The organism is Pseudomonas neuropathica (assembly GCF_051174785.1).
GTDB classification, from domain to species: domain Bacteria; phylum Pseudomonadota; class Gammaproteobacteria; order Pseudomonadales; family Pseudomonadaceae; genus Aquipseudomonas; species Aquipseudomonas neuropathica_A.
The window spans coordinates 2,897,034-2,912,457 of sequence record NZ_CP195111.1 but is presented as its reverse complement, the minus strand read 5'-3'; the positions used below and the strand labels follow the sequence as shown (position 1 = coordinate 2,912,457).

Annotated in this window: 14 protein-coding genes and 1 riboswitch; of the genes, 6 read left to right on the top strand and 8 right to left on the bottom strand. The window is 58.9% G+C overall.

Annotated features, from left to right (window positions below; genetic code table 11):
- Positions 1–283: 283 nt before the first annotated feature.
- Positions 284–781 carry a hypothetical protein gene (locus ACRRSD_RS13225; protein WP_435038313.1) on the bottom strand — a complete coding sequence of 166 codons (498 nt, stop codon included), beginning with the start codon at positions 779–781 and terminating at the stop codon, positions 284–286.
- A gap of 322 nt (positions 782–1,103) precedes the next feature.
- Between ACRRSD_RS13225 and ACRRSD_RS13220 the strand changes: the two genes are divergently transcribed.
- Together ACRRSD_RS13220 and ACRRSD_RS13215 are read left to right on the top strand one after the other, a co-directional pair.
- Positions 1,104–1,655 carry a cytochrome b gene (locus ACRRSD_RS13220; protein WP_435038312.1) on the top strand — a complete coding sequence of 184 codons (552 nt, stop codon included), beginning with the start codon at positions 1,104–1,106 and terminating at the stop codon, positions 1,653–1,655.
- A 31-nt stretch (positions 1,656–1,686) separates the two neighbouring features.
- Positions 1,687–2,265, top strand: coding sequence for a YceI family protein (locus tag ACRRSD_RS13215; RefSeq protein ID WP_038358767.1), 579 nt, complete (start codon positions 1,687–1,689; stop codon positions 2,263–2,265).
- A gap of 267 nt (positions 2,266–2,532) precedes the next feature.
- Here the strand turns inward: ACRRSD_RS13215 and ACRRSD_RS13210 are convergent, their stop codons facing one another.
- The 4 genes from ACRRSD_RS13210 to ahcY form a co-directional block, all read right to left on the bottom strand.
- On the bottom strand, positions 2,533–4,410 hold the full coding sequence (locus tag ACRRSD_RS13210; protein ID WP_435038311.1) for a DEAD/DEAH box helicase: 1,878 nt from the start codon (positions 4,408–4,410) through the stop codon (positions 2,533–2,535).
- A gap of 222 nt (positions 4,411–4,632) precedes the next feature.
- Complete coding sequence (locus tag ACRRSD_RS13205; protein ID WP_435038310.1) at positions 4,633–5,445, bottom strand: substrate-binding periplasmic protein; 813 nt, start codon at positions 5,443–5,445, stop codon at positions 4,633–4,635.
- A gap of 145 nt (positions 5,446–5,590) precedes the next feature.
- Positions 5,591–6,436: a methylenetetrahydrofolate reductase [NAD(P)H] gene (gene metF / locus ACRRSD_RS13200; protein WP_435038309.1), complete on the bottom strand. Its 846-nt coding sequence runs from the start codon at positions 6,434–6,436 to the stop codon at positions 5,591–5,593.
- A gap of 173 nt (positions 6,437–6,609) precedes the next feature.
- Positions 6,610–8,019 carry an adenosylhomocysteinase gene (gene ahcY / locus ACRRSD_RS13195; protein WP_007913721.1) on the bottom strand — a complete coding sequence of 470 codons (1,410 nt, stop codon included), beginning with the start codon at positions 8,017–8,019 and terminating at the stop codon, positions 6,610–6,612.
- Between the two features lie 23 nt (positions 8,020–8,042).
- Positions 8,043–8,141, bottom strand: a riboswitch (S-adenosyl-L-homocysteine riboswitch).
- 198 nt (positions 8,142–8,339) lie between these two features.
- On the opposite strand from ahcY, the gene ACRRSD_RS13190 reads away from it, so the two are divergent.
- Together ACRRSD_RS13190 and ACRRSD_RS13185 are read left to right on the top strand one after the other, a co-directional pair.
- Complete coding sequence (locus tag ACRRSD_RS13190; protein WP_016984776.1) at positions 8,340–8,747, top strand: acyl-CoA thioesterase; 408 nt, start codon at positions 8,340–8,342, stop codon at positions 8,745–8,747.
- Positions 8,748–8,921: 174 nt separating this feature from the next.
- The gene (locus tag ACRRSD_RS13185) at positions 8,922–9,809 is read left to right on the top strand and encodes a formate/nitrite transporter family protein (protein WP_435038308.1); all 888 of its coding nucleotides are present in this window, start codon (positions 8,922–8,924) and stop codon (positions 9,807–9,809) included.
- On the opposite strand, the gene ACRRSD_RS13180 is transcribed toward ACRRSD_RS13185, so the two are convergent.
- Together ACRRSD_RS13180 and ACRRSD_RS13175 are read right to left on the bottom strand one after the other, a co-directional pair.
- Positions 9,810–11,075 (bottom strand): cation:proton antiporter, encoded by a 1,266-nt coding sequence (locus ACRRSD_RS13180; RefSeq protein WP_435038307.1) that lies wholly within the window; start codon positions 11,073–11,075, stop codon positions 9,810–9,812.
- 289 nt (positions 11,076–11,364) lie between these two features.
- Positions 11,365–12,534, bottom strand: coding sequence for an MFS transporter (locus ACRRSD_RS13175; RefSeq protein ID WP_435038306.1), 1,170 nt, complete (start codon positions 12,532–12,534; stop codon positions 11,365–11,367).
- Positions 12,535–12,855: 321 nt separating this feature from the next.
- On the opposite strand from ACRRSD_RS13175, the gene ACRRSD_RS13170 reads away from it, so the two are divergent.
- Together ACRRSD_RS13170 and ACRRSD_RS13165 are read left to right on the top strand one after the other, a co-directional pair.
- Positions 12,856–13,689 (top strand): EamA family transporter, encoded by an 834-nt coding sequence (locus ACRRSD_RS13170; RefSeq protein WP_435038305.1) that lies wholly within the window; start codon positions 12,856–12,858, stop codon positions 13,687–13,689.
- A gap of 39 nt (positions 13,690–13,728) precedes the next feature.
- Complete coding sequence (locus ACRRSD_RS13165; protein ID WP_122604394.1) at positions 13,729–14,112, top strand: MAPEG family protein; 384 nt, start codon at positions 13,729–13,731, stop codon at positions 14,110–14,112.
- 121 nt (positions 14,113–14,233) lie between these two features.
- Here ACRRSD_RS13165 and mltA read toward each other — a convergent pair whose 3' ends face one another.
- Positions 14,234–15,412 (bottom strand): murein transglycosylase A, encoded by a 1,179-nt coding sequence (gene mltA, locus ACRRSD_RS13160; protein WP_435038304.1) that lies wholly within the window; start codon positions 15,410–15,412, stop codon positions 14,234–14,236.
- Positions 15,413–15,424: the final 12 nt, after the last annotated feature.

The following is a 15,424-nucleotide window of genomic DNA, read 5'->3' as shown; positions in this document are numbered from 1 at the left end:
GGCTTACCTCTGCGCAGGACACTTCCCACAAAACAATCAGAACGAAACGATAGCGGGTGCCAGAACTTCAAATTTATGCTTGAAGAAATTGGAGGCGCTCGATGAAAAGACTTACGGCAATACTTCTGTTGATGACACTTTCCGGTTGTGCCAATGGGCGTTTCTTTCCTGGGGGTTATGGCGCTGAACTTGCCCATCAATGCAAGATAGATCCATATAGCGCGGATTGCTTGCAGCCGCCGGCGGTTTTCACCAACTAATCAATAAAACTAACTAACGCTTGTTAAAAGTCCCATTTGAAGAACTCCGTGCCGTTCGGTAAGTTTCGGAGCCATCGTTGCTTGGGTTTTCGAATGCGCCCGGGGACAAAACCGAAGCGGGCCCAGCGCAGATTCCCGGTGCGCTGATCGTAGATGACCAGGTTCCCGTCGTCCTGCATTGTCATGTACGTGTTGTGCCACAGCGATTTGTCGAGGCTGTGAGTGCTTTCAGCAATCCATAGGCGCCGTCGGAAAGGGTCGTAGAGAAAACCGTTATTGCTGATGACAAACTGCAGTGGCTCACGCATCTTTTTTGGATGCAAAGTTAAACTGTAAGGCTGATGGTTATCGGCAATCCACACTACCGCTTCACCTTCTTTGATCACCAGATTTCCATCGGCTTGCAATGCAAGACGGAATTGACCGTTCTCGGATTGCAGATATTGGCCTGGGGTCAAAGTTTGGTTTGGCGGTAACTCGGAAGTACCACTTGCTTGAAAGGGGCTGTAACGAAGAGCCATGTTGTTGACCTTTTCAAAGGATGATTGAGTCATCATTTGAGCAGGTGCAGACGTACAACCAGCGATACATAGTTATCGATTGAGAATTTCTCTAGCGACGACCTTCCTGTGATCGCCACCTGCTCCGGGGAGCGTCGGATTGCCAGCGAGAAACGAGCAGCATGGCCCGAGCGCTGTGCGGAAAAACCGCCTTTAATCTTTCCTTAACACGCCACTTACAGACTCTTGATCGTATTTCTCGATATTTCAAAGCAAAATTTTCCGCTTTAATTCGATAGATAACTCGCTAGTCTTGGTTCGCAGTTCTCACAGGATTTGGGCAATGCAGCTACGTAACTCTTCTTCGCGCTATGGTTGGGTCAGCATCTTCATGCATTGGGGCGTGGCGCTGGCGGTCTTCGGACTGTTCGCACTGGGCCTGTGGATGGTCGGGCTGGATTACTACAGCAGCTGGCGCAAAGAGGCGCCGGATCTGCACAAGAGCATCGGTCTGGTGCTGCTCGGTGTGATGGTGTTGCGGGTGCTGTGGCGCTTTATCAGCCCACCGCCGCCGACGCTGCAAAGCTACAGCCGCATGACCCGTATCGGCGCCAAATTCGGCCACGGGTTTCTGTATCTGGCGCTGTTCGCTGTGATGCTTGCCGGTTACCTGATTTCCACCGCAGACGGTGTCGGGATCCCGGTGTTTGGCCTGTTCGAAGTTCCTGCACTGGTTTCCGGGCTACCGGATCAGGCAGATACCGCTGGGGTGATTCATCTCTGGCTGGCGTGGGCGCTGGTAATTTTTTCCGGTCTCCATGCGTTGGCAGCATTGAAGCACCACTTTATCGATCGTGATGCGACCCTGACGCGAATGCTCGGTCGCAAAGCCTGAAGTTCAACCTCGACTCAAAGGAAAAGAAAGCATGTTGAAAAAGACTCTGGCCGCTCTGGCAATCGGTTCTGCACTGCTCTCGGCTGGTCAGGCCATGGCTGCGGACTACAAAATCGACAAGGAAGGCCAGCACGCCTTCGTTGACTGGAAAATCAGCCACCTGGGTTACAGCTTCATCCACGGTACTTTCAAAGATTTCGACGGTACGTTCTCGTGGGATTCGGCCAAGCCTGAAGCCAGCAAGATCTCGGTTGATGTGAAAACCGCCAGCCTGTGGTCGAACCACGCTGAACGTGACAAGCACATCGCCAGCAAAGACTTCCTGGACGTTGGCAAGTTTGCTGATGCCAAGTTTGTCTCTACCGCCGTTAAATCGACCGGTGAAAAGACTGCTGACGTGACTGGCGACCTGACCCTGCACGGCGTGACCAAGCCTGTGACCTTCAAGGCTACGTTCAACGGCGAAGGCAAGGATCCATGGGGCGGCGAGCGTGCTGGCTTCAACGCCAAGACCACCCTCAACCTGAACGATTTCGGGATCAAGGGCCCAGGTCCTACCTCGCAAACTGCGGATCTGGACATCTCGCTGGAAGGCGTGAAAGTTAAGTAACTTTCGTCCCGACAGACAAAAACGCCCCCGGTTGAAAGACCGGGGGCGTTTTTTATTGTCCGTCACATGAGTTGAGACCAGCGCATATCACCTGTGGGAGCGAGCTTGCTCGCGAAGGCGGTGTGTCATTCACCAGAGGTCTCGACTGATCCGACGCTTTCGCGAGCAAGCTCGCTCCCACAGGGGGATCGTGGTGATACAGAGATTCGCGCCATAAAAAATGCCCCGGCTCTTTCGAGGCGGGGCATTTTTCATTGCAGCGTCAAATCAGCGATTGCGGGTCAGCAAAGCTGGTTTTTCGCCACGCGGGCGGCTTGGCAGTTGATCGAGCTGCTCAGGCGTCGGGAAGCGGTCGGCTTTAGATTCCTTGTGCATGATCTTCGGGCCGGTGCTGCGCGGGTTCTGCACGGCTGGCTCGCTGCGTGGCTGATCGTCACGGGCTGGGCGGCGGTTGCGCGAGGACGAAGCGGAATCGTCGCGACGACCCGACTGACCATCACGCGGTGCACCATTGCGCGGGCCGCTGCGTTTGGCTGGCGGGGTGCCGGTGCTCGAACCGTTGCTGTTGCGCGGACCGTTCTGACGACCCTGCGACTGACCGCCGCGAGGTGCGCCAGAACCTGCGCCTTGAGCCGGTGCGCCTGGACGGCGACCACGGCCGCCAGCAGGGGCAGGCTTTGGCACGTAGTCAACGCGGTTACCGAAGTTATCGATATCGTCGTCGAGGAACTCGTCCGGTGCGCGATCGGCTGCTGCACGAGGCGGCTGGCTTGGACGCTGTTCGCGGCTCGGCGTGCCTTCGCGCGGTTTCTGCTGACGGGCAGCGCGCTCGCCACGTTCACCGGCCGGTTTTTCCTTGCCCTTGTCTTTGCCTTTGTCCTTACGACCGCCACCACCGCCACCACCATTCGGGCCGTCGCCGCGTGGGCCACGTGGATTGCGCGGGTTACGCACGTCCGGACGCTCACGCACTTCCGGCTTCTCGGCTTCAATGGTGCTTGAATCGAAGCCCATCAGGTCGCCGTCGGCGATTTTCTGCTTGGTCATGCGTTCGATGCTTTTAAGCAGTTTTTCTTCGTCCGGCGCGACCAGCGAGATCGCCTCGCCCGAACGACCGGCACGGCCAGTACGGCCGATACGGTGCACGTAGTCTTCATCGACGTTCGGCAGCTCGAAGTTGACCACGTGTGGCAACTGATCGATGTCCAGACCGCGAGCGGCGATGTCGGTCGCGACCAGGATACGCACCTGGTTGGCTTTGAAGTCGGCCAGCGCTTTGGTGCGCGCGTTCTGGCTCTTGTTACCGTGGATCGCCACAGCCGGCAGGCCGTGCTTGTCCAGGTACTCGGCCAGACGGTTGGCACCGTGCTTGGTGCGAGTGAACACCAATACCTGTTCCCATGCGCCGGCGGTGATCAGGTGCGCCAGCAGCGCACGCTTGTGGCTGGCCGGCAGACGGAATACGCGTTGTTCGATGCGCTCGACCGTGGTGTTCGGCGGTGTGACTTCGATGCGTTCCGGGTTGTGCAGCAGCTTGCCGGCGAGGTCGGTGATGTCCTTGGAGAACGTTGCCGAGAACAGCAGGTTCTGACGCTTGGACGGCAGACGCGCGAGGACTTTCTTCACATCGTGCACAAAACCCATGTCGAGCATGCGGTCGGCTTCGTCGAGGACGAGGATTTCAACGTGGGAAAGATCAACACTGCCCTGGCCGCAGAGGTCGAGCAAGCGACCCGGGCACGCAACGAGCACGTCGACACCACGGGACATGGCCTGAACCTGTGGGTTCATGCCGACGCCACCGAAGATGCAGGCGCTGACGAATTTCAGGTCACGGGCGTAGATCTTGAAGCTCTCGTGAACCTGGGCCGCGAGTTCGCGGGTCGGGGTCAGGACCAGTACGCGCGGTTGGCGCGGGCCATGACGCTGGGATTTGTCCGGGTGACCGTTGGGGAACAACCGCTCCAGGATCGGAAGGGCGAAACCGCCGGTTTTACCGGTACCTGTCTGTGCCGCAACCATCAGGTCGCGACCTTGCAACACGGCGGGAATGGCCCGCTGTTGCACCGGAGTAGGCTCGGTATAGCCCGCATCTTCGATGGCGCGGACTAAAGCCTCGGAGAGACCGAGGGAAGCAAAGGACATGAGTAATCCTGTTTTAGTTAGGGCTTGGCCCAATGGGAGTCTTGCCTGGCGCGAATGGCGTTTAAGAGGACGCAATCCCGTCCGGTCCTGCTGCGGTTCCGAAGGCACGTCTGGAGCGCTCGCGCGGGCTGCAAAGCTGCGCTGTAGCGGGTCGAGAGGCCTGTTACGGTTCCGGGCGTCCGGGCGTGAGCCTGGCGGGAACGCCGGAGTATAACAGAGCAATCACTGTGCGCTGCTTTCCTGCTGCTCAACGGTTTTGCTGTCGGCCGTGGCTGAATTCATTGATGGGCTGCTGGCGGGTGCGGCACCGTAGCGTGCGCTCAGCTCGGCGTAGGCCGGTTCGCGCTTGAATCGCTTGAGTTCGGCTCCAAAACGCTGCACCAGCAAATCCATGCCGGCATTGCGCCGAACTGCCAGAAACTGGCTTTGGCGGCTAATGACGGTGGGGTTCTCAGTGATCTGATCGCGGACATTCAGTTCATCGAGCAAATGCTGACCGACGCGGCGATCGGTGATCAGCAAATCGATTCGACCGCGCACCAGTTTGCCGAAGTTGGCCTCGTGGGTCGGGGCCGGTTCACGGGCAAACAGGGTCGATTCGCGGAAATCCGGGCTGTAGAGATAACCCGGCGAGGTGCCGATGGTCAGGCCTTTGAGTTCTTCGAGTTTGCTGAAAGGGTGCGGCCGGTCGTTGGCATAGAACATCACGAACTCGACGTCCGACAGCGGCTCGCTCGGGTAGAGCAGGGTGGCGTCGCGTTCATCACTGTGAAAAATGTCCAGCGCGCCATCAGCCTGACCGGTCTCAAGCATCGACAGGCAGCGCTTCCATGGCAGGAATTGCCATTCGACTTCTATGCCCAACCGTTTGAATACGATGGCCGTGGTTTCGTAGTCCAGCCCGAGGTTCTTACCATTCTCTTCATACACGTAAGGCGCCCACGGCTCGGTGACAATACGCAGCTTCTCGCCTCGAGCGGCGAAGCTCAGGCAAGCAAAAACCAGCACGGCGAATAACTGCGTGATCAAAGGCATGGCTTGAGATTACGACGAGAAACGCGAAAGAGCCAGAAAGTGCCTGCACAAGCTCTGTTTCGGGCCTTTAAAAGCAAAAGATCGCAGCTGCGACACCCCTGTAAGAGCTGCCGAAGGCTGCGATCTTTTGATCTTTCTTTGAAACTTAACGAGGCAACTTCAGGTTATTCCAGATCGCCAGACTAGGTTCAGCCTGGTTCATGGAATAAAAATGCAGCCCCGGCGCGCCGCCCTGCAACAGGCGTTCGCACATCTCGCTGACAACTTGCTCACCAAAGCGCTGAATGCTTTGCGTGTCATCGCCATAGGCTTCCAGTTGCTTGCGGATCCAGCGCGGGATTTCCGCACCGCAGGCATCGGAGAAGCGCGCGAGTTTGCTGTAGTTGGTGATCGGCATGATCCCCGGCACGATAGGCAGATCGATACCCTGCGCCTGCAAACGGTCGACGAAGTAGAAGTAACTGTCGGCGTTGAAGAAGTACTGAGTGATCGCGCTGTCGGCACCGGCACGGGCCTTGCGGATGAAGTTGGCCAGATCGTCTTCGTAGTTGCGTGCTTGCGGATGCATCTCCGGGTAAGCGGCAACTTCGATGTGGAAATGATCGCCGGTTTCTTCACGAATGAATTCAACCAGTTCATTGGCGTGACGCAGCTCACCGCTGGTCATGCCCATGCCGGACGGCAGGTCACCACGCAGTGCAACGATGCGTTTGATGCCGGCAGCCTTGTACTCGTTCAGCAGGCCGCGCAGGTCGTCCTTGCTGTCGCCGACGCACGACAGGTGCGGTGCGGCCGGGATTTTGACTTCGCTTTCCAGTTGCAGAACGGTGTTGAGGGTGCGATCACGGGTCGAACCACCCGCGCCATAGGTGCAGGAAAAGAAATCAGGGTTATAAGTGGCCAGCTGACGGGCAGTGGCGAGCAGTTTTTCATGCCCAGCATCGGTCTTGGTCGGGAAGAACTCGAAGCTGTAGCGACGGTCTTGGGACATGGTCATACCCTTGGAAACAAGAACCTTCGAGGCGCTGCAATCCCATGTGGGAGCGAGCCTGCTCGCGAAAGCGGCGGGTCAGACGACACGGATACTGAATGATAAACCGCCTTCGTCGGGTCGCCGCCCGGAGCAAGCTCGCTCCCACAGGGAGAGCGAGCAGTCAGCGCCTGTTAGTAGCGGTAAGCGTGCGGCTTGAACGGGCCTTCGACGGTCACGCCGATATAGTCAGCCTGTTGCTTGGTCAGTTGGGTGACCACGCCGCCGAAGCCGCGAACCATCTCCAGGGCCACTTCTTCGTCGAGTTTCTTCGGCAGTACTTCAACGGTCAGACGCTCGGCTTTCTGAGCTGGCGACAGGTCGGCGTACTTCTGGCCGAACAGGAAGATCTGCGCCAGTACCTGGTTGGCGAACGAACCGTCCATGATGCGGCTTGGGTGACCGGTGGCGTTGCCCAGGTTCACCAGACGGCCTTCGGCCAGCAGGATCAGGTAGTCGTCGTTCTGAGCGTCGAAAGCGCCCGGGCCGGTACGGTGGATCTTGTGTACCTGTGGCTTCACTTCTTCCCATGCCCAGTTCTTGCGCATGAAAGCGGTGTCGATTTCGTTGTCGAAGTGACCGATGTTGCAGACCACGGCGCGCTTCTTCAGGGCTTTGAGCATGTTCGCGTCGCAAACATTGACGTTACCGGTGGTGGTCACGATCAGGTCGATCTTGCCCAGCAGCGCTTTGTCGATGCTTGCTTCGGTGCCGTTGTTGATACCGTCGATGAACGGCGAAACCAGTTCGAAACCGTCCATGCACGCTTGCATGGCGCAGATCGGGTCAACTTCGGAGACCTTAACGATCATGCCTTCCTGACGCAGGGACTGAGCGGAGCCCTTGCCCACGTCACCGTAACCGATGACCAGCGCTTGCTTGCCGGACAGCAGGTGGTCGGTACCGCGCTTGATCGCGTCGTTCAGGCTGTGACGGCAGCCGTACTTGTTGTCGTTCTTGGACTTGGTCACCGAGTCGTTGACGTTGATGGCCGGGATTTTCAGCTCGCCCTTGGCCAGCATGTCCAGCAGACGGTGTACGCCGGTGGTGGTTTCTTCGGTCACGCCGTGTACGCGGTCCAGTACTTGTGGGTACTTGTCGTGCAGCAGCTGAGTCAGGTCGCCGCCGTCGTCGAGGATCATGTTGGCGTCCCATGGCTGGCCATCCTTCAGGATGGTCTGCTCCAGGCACCACTCGTACTCTTCTTCAGTCTCGCCTTTCCAGGCGAAAACCGGGATACCGGCAGCAGCGATAGCGGCAGCAGCCTGATCCTGAGTGGAGAAAATGTTGCACGACGACCAGCGTACTTCGGCACCCAGGGCAACCAGGGTTTCGATCAGCACGGCGGTCTGAATGGTCATGTGGATGCAGCCGAGGATCTTGGCGCCTTTCAACGGCTGTTCGCCGGAGTACTTGCGACGCAGACCCATCAGAGCCGGCATTTCCGATTCGGCGATGATGGTTTCGCGACGGCCCCAGGCCGCCAGGGACATGTCGGCAACTTTGTAATCGTTAAAATCTGCAGGCGTGATAACAGCGCTCATGAAGAGCCTCCATTCGTAATGTATGCGAATGGGCGCCGTTGTGCGTTTAGTGTCTGGCCTGAGCCAGTCAACGCCCCATCCGAGCCTGACAGGTTGAACCTGCTGCAGCGCCCCTCGGACAGGTGGCGGGAAAACGGTATCAATTGAAGATGACCGTTTTGAAACGGTGGCGATTATAGCCGTCTAGACTGATCTTCCAAAGGGTTTCTGTCGGCCAGATGAAGATCGTTAATGACGACCATAGTCGAAGCCGCATGGAGCCTGACCGCTCAGTCTGCCAAGATACCGTCCATCGTTCGGCAAGACACTCAGGAGTGAAGATGAATTTCCACACCCGCAAATGGGTAAAACCCGAAGACCTCAATCCCAACGGCACCCTGTTCGGTGGCAGCCTGTTGCGCTGGATCGACGAAGAAGCGGCGATTTACGCCATCGTCCAGTTAGGCAATCAGCGCGTGGTGACCAAGTACATTTCCGAAATCAACTTCGTCAGCGCCTCGCGCCAGGGCGACATCATCGAACTGGGCATCACCGCCACCGAGTTCGGCCGCACCTCGATCACCCTGACGTGCGAAGTGCGCAACAAGATCACTCGCAAGAGCATTCTTACTGTCGAGAAGATGGTGTTTGTGAACCTCGGCGAAGACGGCTTGCCGGCACCGCACGGGCGCACTGAAATCAAGTACGTCAAAGACCAGTTTCAGGAAGATGAGTTAGTCACCAAATAACATCGGCGGTGCTTTCTTCGCGAGCAAGCTCGCTCCCACAAGGATCACGCTGTACCTGTGGGAGCGAGCTTGCTCGCGAATGCGGTTGTTCAGTCAGCGAAGAATCATCTGCCCACTGAACAGCCATGAACCGCCGGGGTCGTAGGTAAACACCACCCCCACGGTTCCCACGCCATGACCACCCCCACCGACGGCAAGACCCCCGATCTCTCGGCCAAAGAGCAACACGAAGTCGAGAAAAACCAGCCGCCCCGCGCGGCCGTCCTGCATGAAATCATCCGCAGCCAAGGCGATCAGGAACTGGAGCGCAGCATCGCCGCACTCTGGTGGTCGGCGCTCGCGGCGGGGCTGACCATGGGCCTGTCACTGATGGGTATGGGCTTGCTCAATTCGCGTCTGCCCGACGGTGACGAATTCAAGGTGATCGCCAGTTTCGGCTACTGCGCAGGTTTTCTCGCGGTGATCCTCGCCCGTCAGCAACTGTTCACCGAAAACACCCTGACTGCAGTGCTGCCGGTCATGACCAAGCCGACCCTGCAAAACTTCGGGCGGCTGATTCGACTGTGGACGGTGGTGCTGGTCGGCAACCTCTGCGGCACGATTCTGGTGGCGTACGTGATGCTCGAACTGCCGATCTTCGACAGCAAGACCGACCATGCCTTTCTCGAAATCGGCCGCAAGGTCATGGAGAACCACGCCAGCCAGATGTTCGCCAAAGGTATCGTTTCCGGCTGGATGATCGCCACCATGGTCTGGATGATTCCGTCCATGGAGAGCGCGAAGATGTGGATCATCATCCTCATTACCTATCTGATGGCGCTCGGTGATTTCACTCACATCGTGGTGGGTTCGGCGGAGGTGTCGTATCTGGTGTTTGCCGGCGAGCTGCCTTGGAGCGATTTCTGGATGGTGTTCGCAGGTCCCACGTTGGCGGGGAACATCATTGGCGGCAGCTTTATCTTTGCGCTGATCAGCCATGCGCAGATTCGCAGCGAGAGCGGGGCGCCGAAGGAGTCTGCGGATCAGGCCGGAAAACCTGATCCGCAGGAGATCAAAAAATGATCAGTGGTGAGCGGGATCGCTGGTGGTTGCGGGCTCATTGCGAGTCGCGAACCTGACCAGTTTGCCGATGGTCAGGCCCTGCAACAGGATCGACGACAGCACCACGATGTAGGTGATGCTCAGCAGCAGATCGCGCTCCGGGCCCAGCGGCAGGGCCAGCGCCAGTGCCACCGAGACACCGCCGCGCAAACCGCCCCAGGTCAGAATCCGGATGGTGCCGGCGGGCACTGTCCGCCAGCGGCGTAGCAGGACAATTGCCGGAGCCACGGTGAGCAGGCGTGAGAGCAGAATCGCTACCGCCAGCAAACCTGCCGCTGCCATGTGCAGCCAGTTGAATGGCAGCAGCAACAGCTCCATACCGATCAGCGCGAACAGCAGTGCATTGAGCATGTCATCGAGCAATTCCCAGAAGCCGTCGAGGTAGCGGCGGGTCATCTCATTCATCGCCAGATTGCGCCCGACGTTACCGATGATCAGACCGGCCACCACCATCGCAATCGGCGCGGAAACGTGAATCTCGGTGGCCATTGCCGAACCACCGATGACCAGTGCCAGCGTCAGCATCACGGTGATCTGATGCTGCTCGACGCTTTTGATCATCCGATAGACCAGGTAACCGATCAGACCGCCAAACAGCACGCCGCCAATCGCTTCGTGAACGAACAACATCGCGGTGGCGCTGATGGTCGGGGTTTCGCCGAGTTGCGCGATGCCGAGCAGCACGGTGAACACCACTACCGCCGTGCCGTCGTTGAACAGCGATTCACCGACGATGGTGGTTTTCAGCGGCTTCGAAGCGTTAGCGGTACGCAGCACACCGAGCACGGCAATCGGGTCGGTCGGCGAAATCAACGCGCCGAACAGCAGGCAATACAAGAAGCTCACGTGCCAGCCGAACAAGGCAAAAATGTAATAGGCGAGGCTGCCGATGACCGTGGTGGCGATCAACACGCCGAAGGTCGCCAACAGGCCGATGGGCCAGCGGTAGCTGCGCAGGTCGTTGAGGTTGACGTGCAAGGCGCCGGCGAACAGCAGGAAAGAGAGCATCCAGTTCATCAGCAGATCGCCAAAGTCGATCTGGCCGATCAGTTGCTGCACGCGTTCTTCGAGGCCGGGGTAGCCGAGCACGCTCAGGCCTTGCAACAGCAGAGAGAACAGCAGTGCGGTGACCATTACGCCGATGGTCGGCGGCAGGCCGATGAAGCGGAAGTTGACGAAGGTCAGGAGGGTGGTGAGGCAGATGAAAGCGGCGACAAGTTCAAGCATCCGGGGTCCTTTGGATGAGGGGTGAAAGATAGGGCACCGAATCTTTGGTGCAGGGATTGGATGGGCTGAGTCAGGATCGGGACACAGTTGATGGTGTGATGAGATCAAGAACCCCCTCACCCCAGCCCTCTCCCTTAGGGAGAGGGGGAAAGGGAGCAGATCTTCAAGTCTTTCAGGGCCTGAGTTCGGCTCGACATTTCAGGTCGATGTAACTCGAACATTCAACACGGTCAGTCCCCTCTCCCTCTGGGAGAGGGCTAGGGTGAGGGCTCTTACGGGTTAAACCCGATCAGCCGGACACATTGACCGCAACCGCGTTGCGACGTTGCAGATAGATAAAGCAAAGCGCCGTCAGCACTGTCAGCACGCCAACCAGCGCACCGGTCCACGGCAAGTCCGCCAGATCCGCACCACTGGCCACCACCAGCCCTCCGATCCACGCACCCGCTGCATTACCGAGGTTGAAAGCGCTCTGGTTCAAGGTCGAGCCGAGATTGGGTGCTTCATGGGCCTGATCGATGATCAGCAATTGCAGAATCGGGCACAGCGCAAAAGCGAAAATTCCCCACAGCACCAGGGTGATTGCCGCAGGTACCACCGAGCGACTGGTCTGGCTGAACGCTGCCAGAATCACCACCACCGCCAGGGCCACGCCGACCAGCGACGGCAGCAAACGGCTATCGGCCAGGCGCCCGCCAAGCATGCTGCCGCCGGTTAAACCAACACCGAACAGCAGCAACATCACCGTGACGCCGTGGGGGCTGACGCCGGTGATGTCCTGCAGGATCGGCGCGATATAAGTGAACACGCTGAACAGGCTGGTCGAGGCCAGCACGCTCATGCCCAGTGCCAGCAAGACGTTGACCTTGCCCAGCACCTTGAACTCGCTGGCAAGGTTGGCCTTGTCCATCGGGATGTGTTTCGGCAGCCACAGCCACTGCGCCAGGGCGGCGATTACGCCAATCACCGAGACCGCCCAGAAGGTCGAACGCCACCCGGCGTATTGCCCGAGCGCCGTGCCCAATGGCACGCCGAGGACGTTGGCCAATGTCAGGCCGGTGAACATCATCGCAATCGCCTGCGCGCGTTTGTTCGGCGCCACCAGTCCGGCGGCGACCACCGAGCCAATGCCGAAGAACGCGCCGTGACACAGCGCGGTGACTACGCGGGCGGCCATCAGCGTCGCGTAGTTTGGCGCCAGTGCGCAGAGTATGTTGCCGAGGATGAACATCAGCGTCATGCCCAGCAATGTTGCTTTGCGCGGCATGTTCGCGGTGCCGATCGCCAGGATCGGTGCGCCGAAGACCACGCCCAACGCGTAACCGGTGATCAGCAGGCCCGCGTGAGGAATGCTCACAGCGAGGTCGCGGGCGACGTCGGGCAACAAGCCCATGATGACGAATTCAGTGGTGCCGATGCCGAATGCGGCAACAGCGAGTGCAAGCAAGGCGAGTGGCATGCGCAAGGTCTCTGTCGGTAGTCTTGACGCTTTGATCAGGCATACGCAGGCCGACGACCGTTTTCGAAAGGAGGCGGTGCAGGCAAGAGTTATTGGAATTTTTCTGTGCGCAACTGAGTGCGGCGTGGTCGCTTGCAGTATAAACAGCTGCTGACACATCGCGAATCAATAATCTGACTATTCGACGTTTCACTGTAGGAGCTGCCGCAGGCTCGGGCCGCGTTCGGACGATCTTTTGATCTTGCTGTTAAAAATCAGAATCAAAAGATCGCAGCCTGCGGCAGCTCCTACATGGGGACTCATAAAAATAAGGGGTAAGACGTGCTGGCGACGGGGTTGGTATTGATGGCGGCGCTGTTGCATGCGACGTGGAATACGTTAATCAAGTTCAGCGCCGAACGGCTGCTGGTGGTGGCGTGCATGGACACCGTGGCGCTGTTGGTGGTTGCCATCGCGCTGCCATTCGTGAATTTGCCGCCAGTTGAAATCTGGCCATGGATTCTCGCCTCGGCCGCTTTCGAACTGCTCTATCGCTACCTGCTGATTCAGGCGTATCGGGTGGGTGATCTCGGGTTGGTCTATCCGCTGATGCGTGGGTTGTCACCGCTGGTGGTGCTGGCGCTGACCCTGATCTTCGCAGGCGAAGTGCTCACCACCCAGCAGATCTTCGGCATCATGCTGATTCCGTTCGGTATGGCCTGTCTGCTTTGGCAGGGTGGTGGCGGCAAGCATTTGCCGTGGTCGATGCTGCCGGTGGTGGCGCTGATTGGCCTGTGCATCGGCTCCTACACCTACATCGATGGCCAGGCGTTGCGGCGCTGGTCGCATCCGCTCGATTACCTGGTCTGGGTCACGCTGCTCAGTGCCTGGCCATTTCCGTTGCTGGCGTGGGTCGCCAAGCGACCGGCGTTCATGCAGTTCTGGCGTGAGCAATGGAAGCTGGGGCTGGCCGTCGGGTTCTGTGTGTTGTTCAGCTACGCTCTGGTGCTGTGGGCGATGCAGTTGGGCTCGATTGCCGAAGCGGCCGCGTTGCGCGAGATCAGCGTGATTCTGGTGGTGCTGTTCGGCATGCGCTACTTGAAAGAACCTTTTGGCCGGCCGCGGCTCTTAGCCTGTGGGCTGGTGCTGATCGGCATGCTGGTGATGAAGTTCTGACTGCCCGCGAATTCTATAACTCGAAAAAAGGACGGTGTTATGACGGTGGCTCTGTGGTGCGTGTTGATTGCGATTTTTCTGCCGTATGTGTGCACGATTGTGGCCAAGGTCTCGGGCGGTTTCAGGCTGGGGGACAATCATGATCCCCGGGATTTTCTCGATAGCGTGGGTGGTGTGGCCCGGCGGGCGCATGCGGCACAACTGAACAGCTTTGAAGTGATGCCGGCATTTGCCGCGGCAGTGATCGTCGCACATCTGGTAGGGACGGCGCAGCTGGTGACGGTCAATGTGCTGGCGGTGCTGTTTATCACCAGTCGCCTGCTGTACATCATCTGCTATCTGGCCGACTGGGCGATCTTGCGGTCGCTGGTGTGGTTTGTGGGGATGGGGTTGATTGCTTCGTTCTTCTTTGTCTCGGTCTGATTATCGGGTGTTGCCGATGGCCTATTCGCGAGCAGGCTCGCTCCCACATGGATATGCGTTCCAACTGTGGGAGCGAGCCTGCTCGCGAAAGCCATTGTTCAGACGACAAAGATCCTAAGGGTTACTTCTTTTCTGTATCCGCCACCTGCGGCACTTGTGGCAACGCCGCACCTTTAGGCCAGAGCATCCAGATCTGCCCTTGCTGTTTCATGTCCCCGGCCAGTTGTCCGGCCGCATCACCCGTACCCCAAAACAGATCCGCGCGAACCTCGCCGGCAATCGCGCCGCCGGTATCCTGTGCTGCCACCGGGCGCACCAGTGCCGTGCCGTCCGGGCGCGTGGTCGATAGCCACAACAGGCTGCCCAACGGAATCACTTTGCGATCCACCGCCGCGCTGTAACCGGCAGTTAGCGGCACGTTCAGCGAGCCGCGTGGGCCTTCGTTGCTGTCCGGGTTGCGGGTGAAGAATACGTAGCTCGGGTTACTGCCGAGCAGTTCGGGGATGCGCGACGGATTGGCCTTGGCCCAATTGCTGATCGCGTTCATGGTCACGTCTTCTTTCTTCAGCTCGCCTTGCTCGACCAGCCAGCGGCCGATTGGGCGGTACGGGTGGCCGTTCTGATCGGCGTAGGCGATGCGCAGCTGTTTACCGTCCTCGGTCTGAATGCGCCCGGAACCCTGGATCTGTAGGAATTGCAGGTTCATCGGATCGGTCAGGTAGGCAACAACAGGCGCTTTGACGCCTTTTGATTCGATGGTCGCGGCATCGTCGTAAGGCTTGAGCACGCGCCCTTCGAGGCGACCGCGCAGGCGTTTGCCTTTGAGTTCGGGATAAATGCTGTCCAGCGAGACGATGATCATGTCTTCCGGCACGCCATACACCGGCACATTGGCCGCGTCGGTGGGCGTCAGGCTGCCAGGGTAGACCGGTTCGTAGTAGCCGGTGATCAAGCCGTTGGGGTTGTCGTTTTCAGCGCGCAGGCCAAACACGTCGAGGTTCTGCTTGAGGAAGGCGCGAATTTCGCTGGCGCTCTGCGGCACATTCGCTGCTGCTGCGCAGGTTGTGCCCCAGACCGGATCAGCCTTCAGGCGGGTGCAGGCGCTGCGCCACGAACCGAAGCCGGCGACCAGATCGCTGTCGGACACCGCCGGCAGTGCTTCCCAGGTAGCGCTGGAATAGGTGGCCAGCGCGTGGGTTTTTGGCTTGGCGCTGTCACCACCGGTGCAGCCAGCGAGGATCGCCAGTAGCGGCAGGGTTGCGATCAGCGGGTGACGCCAGGCCTTGAGACGGCTGTTCATGGAGTGATTCCT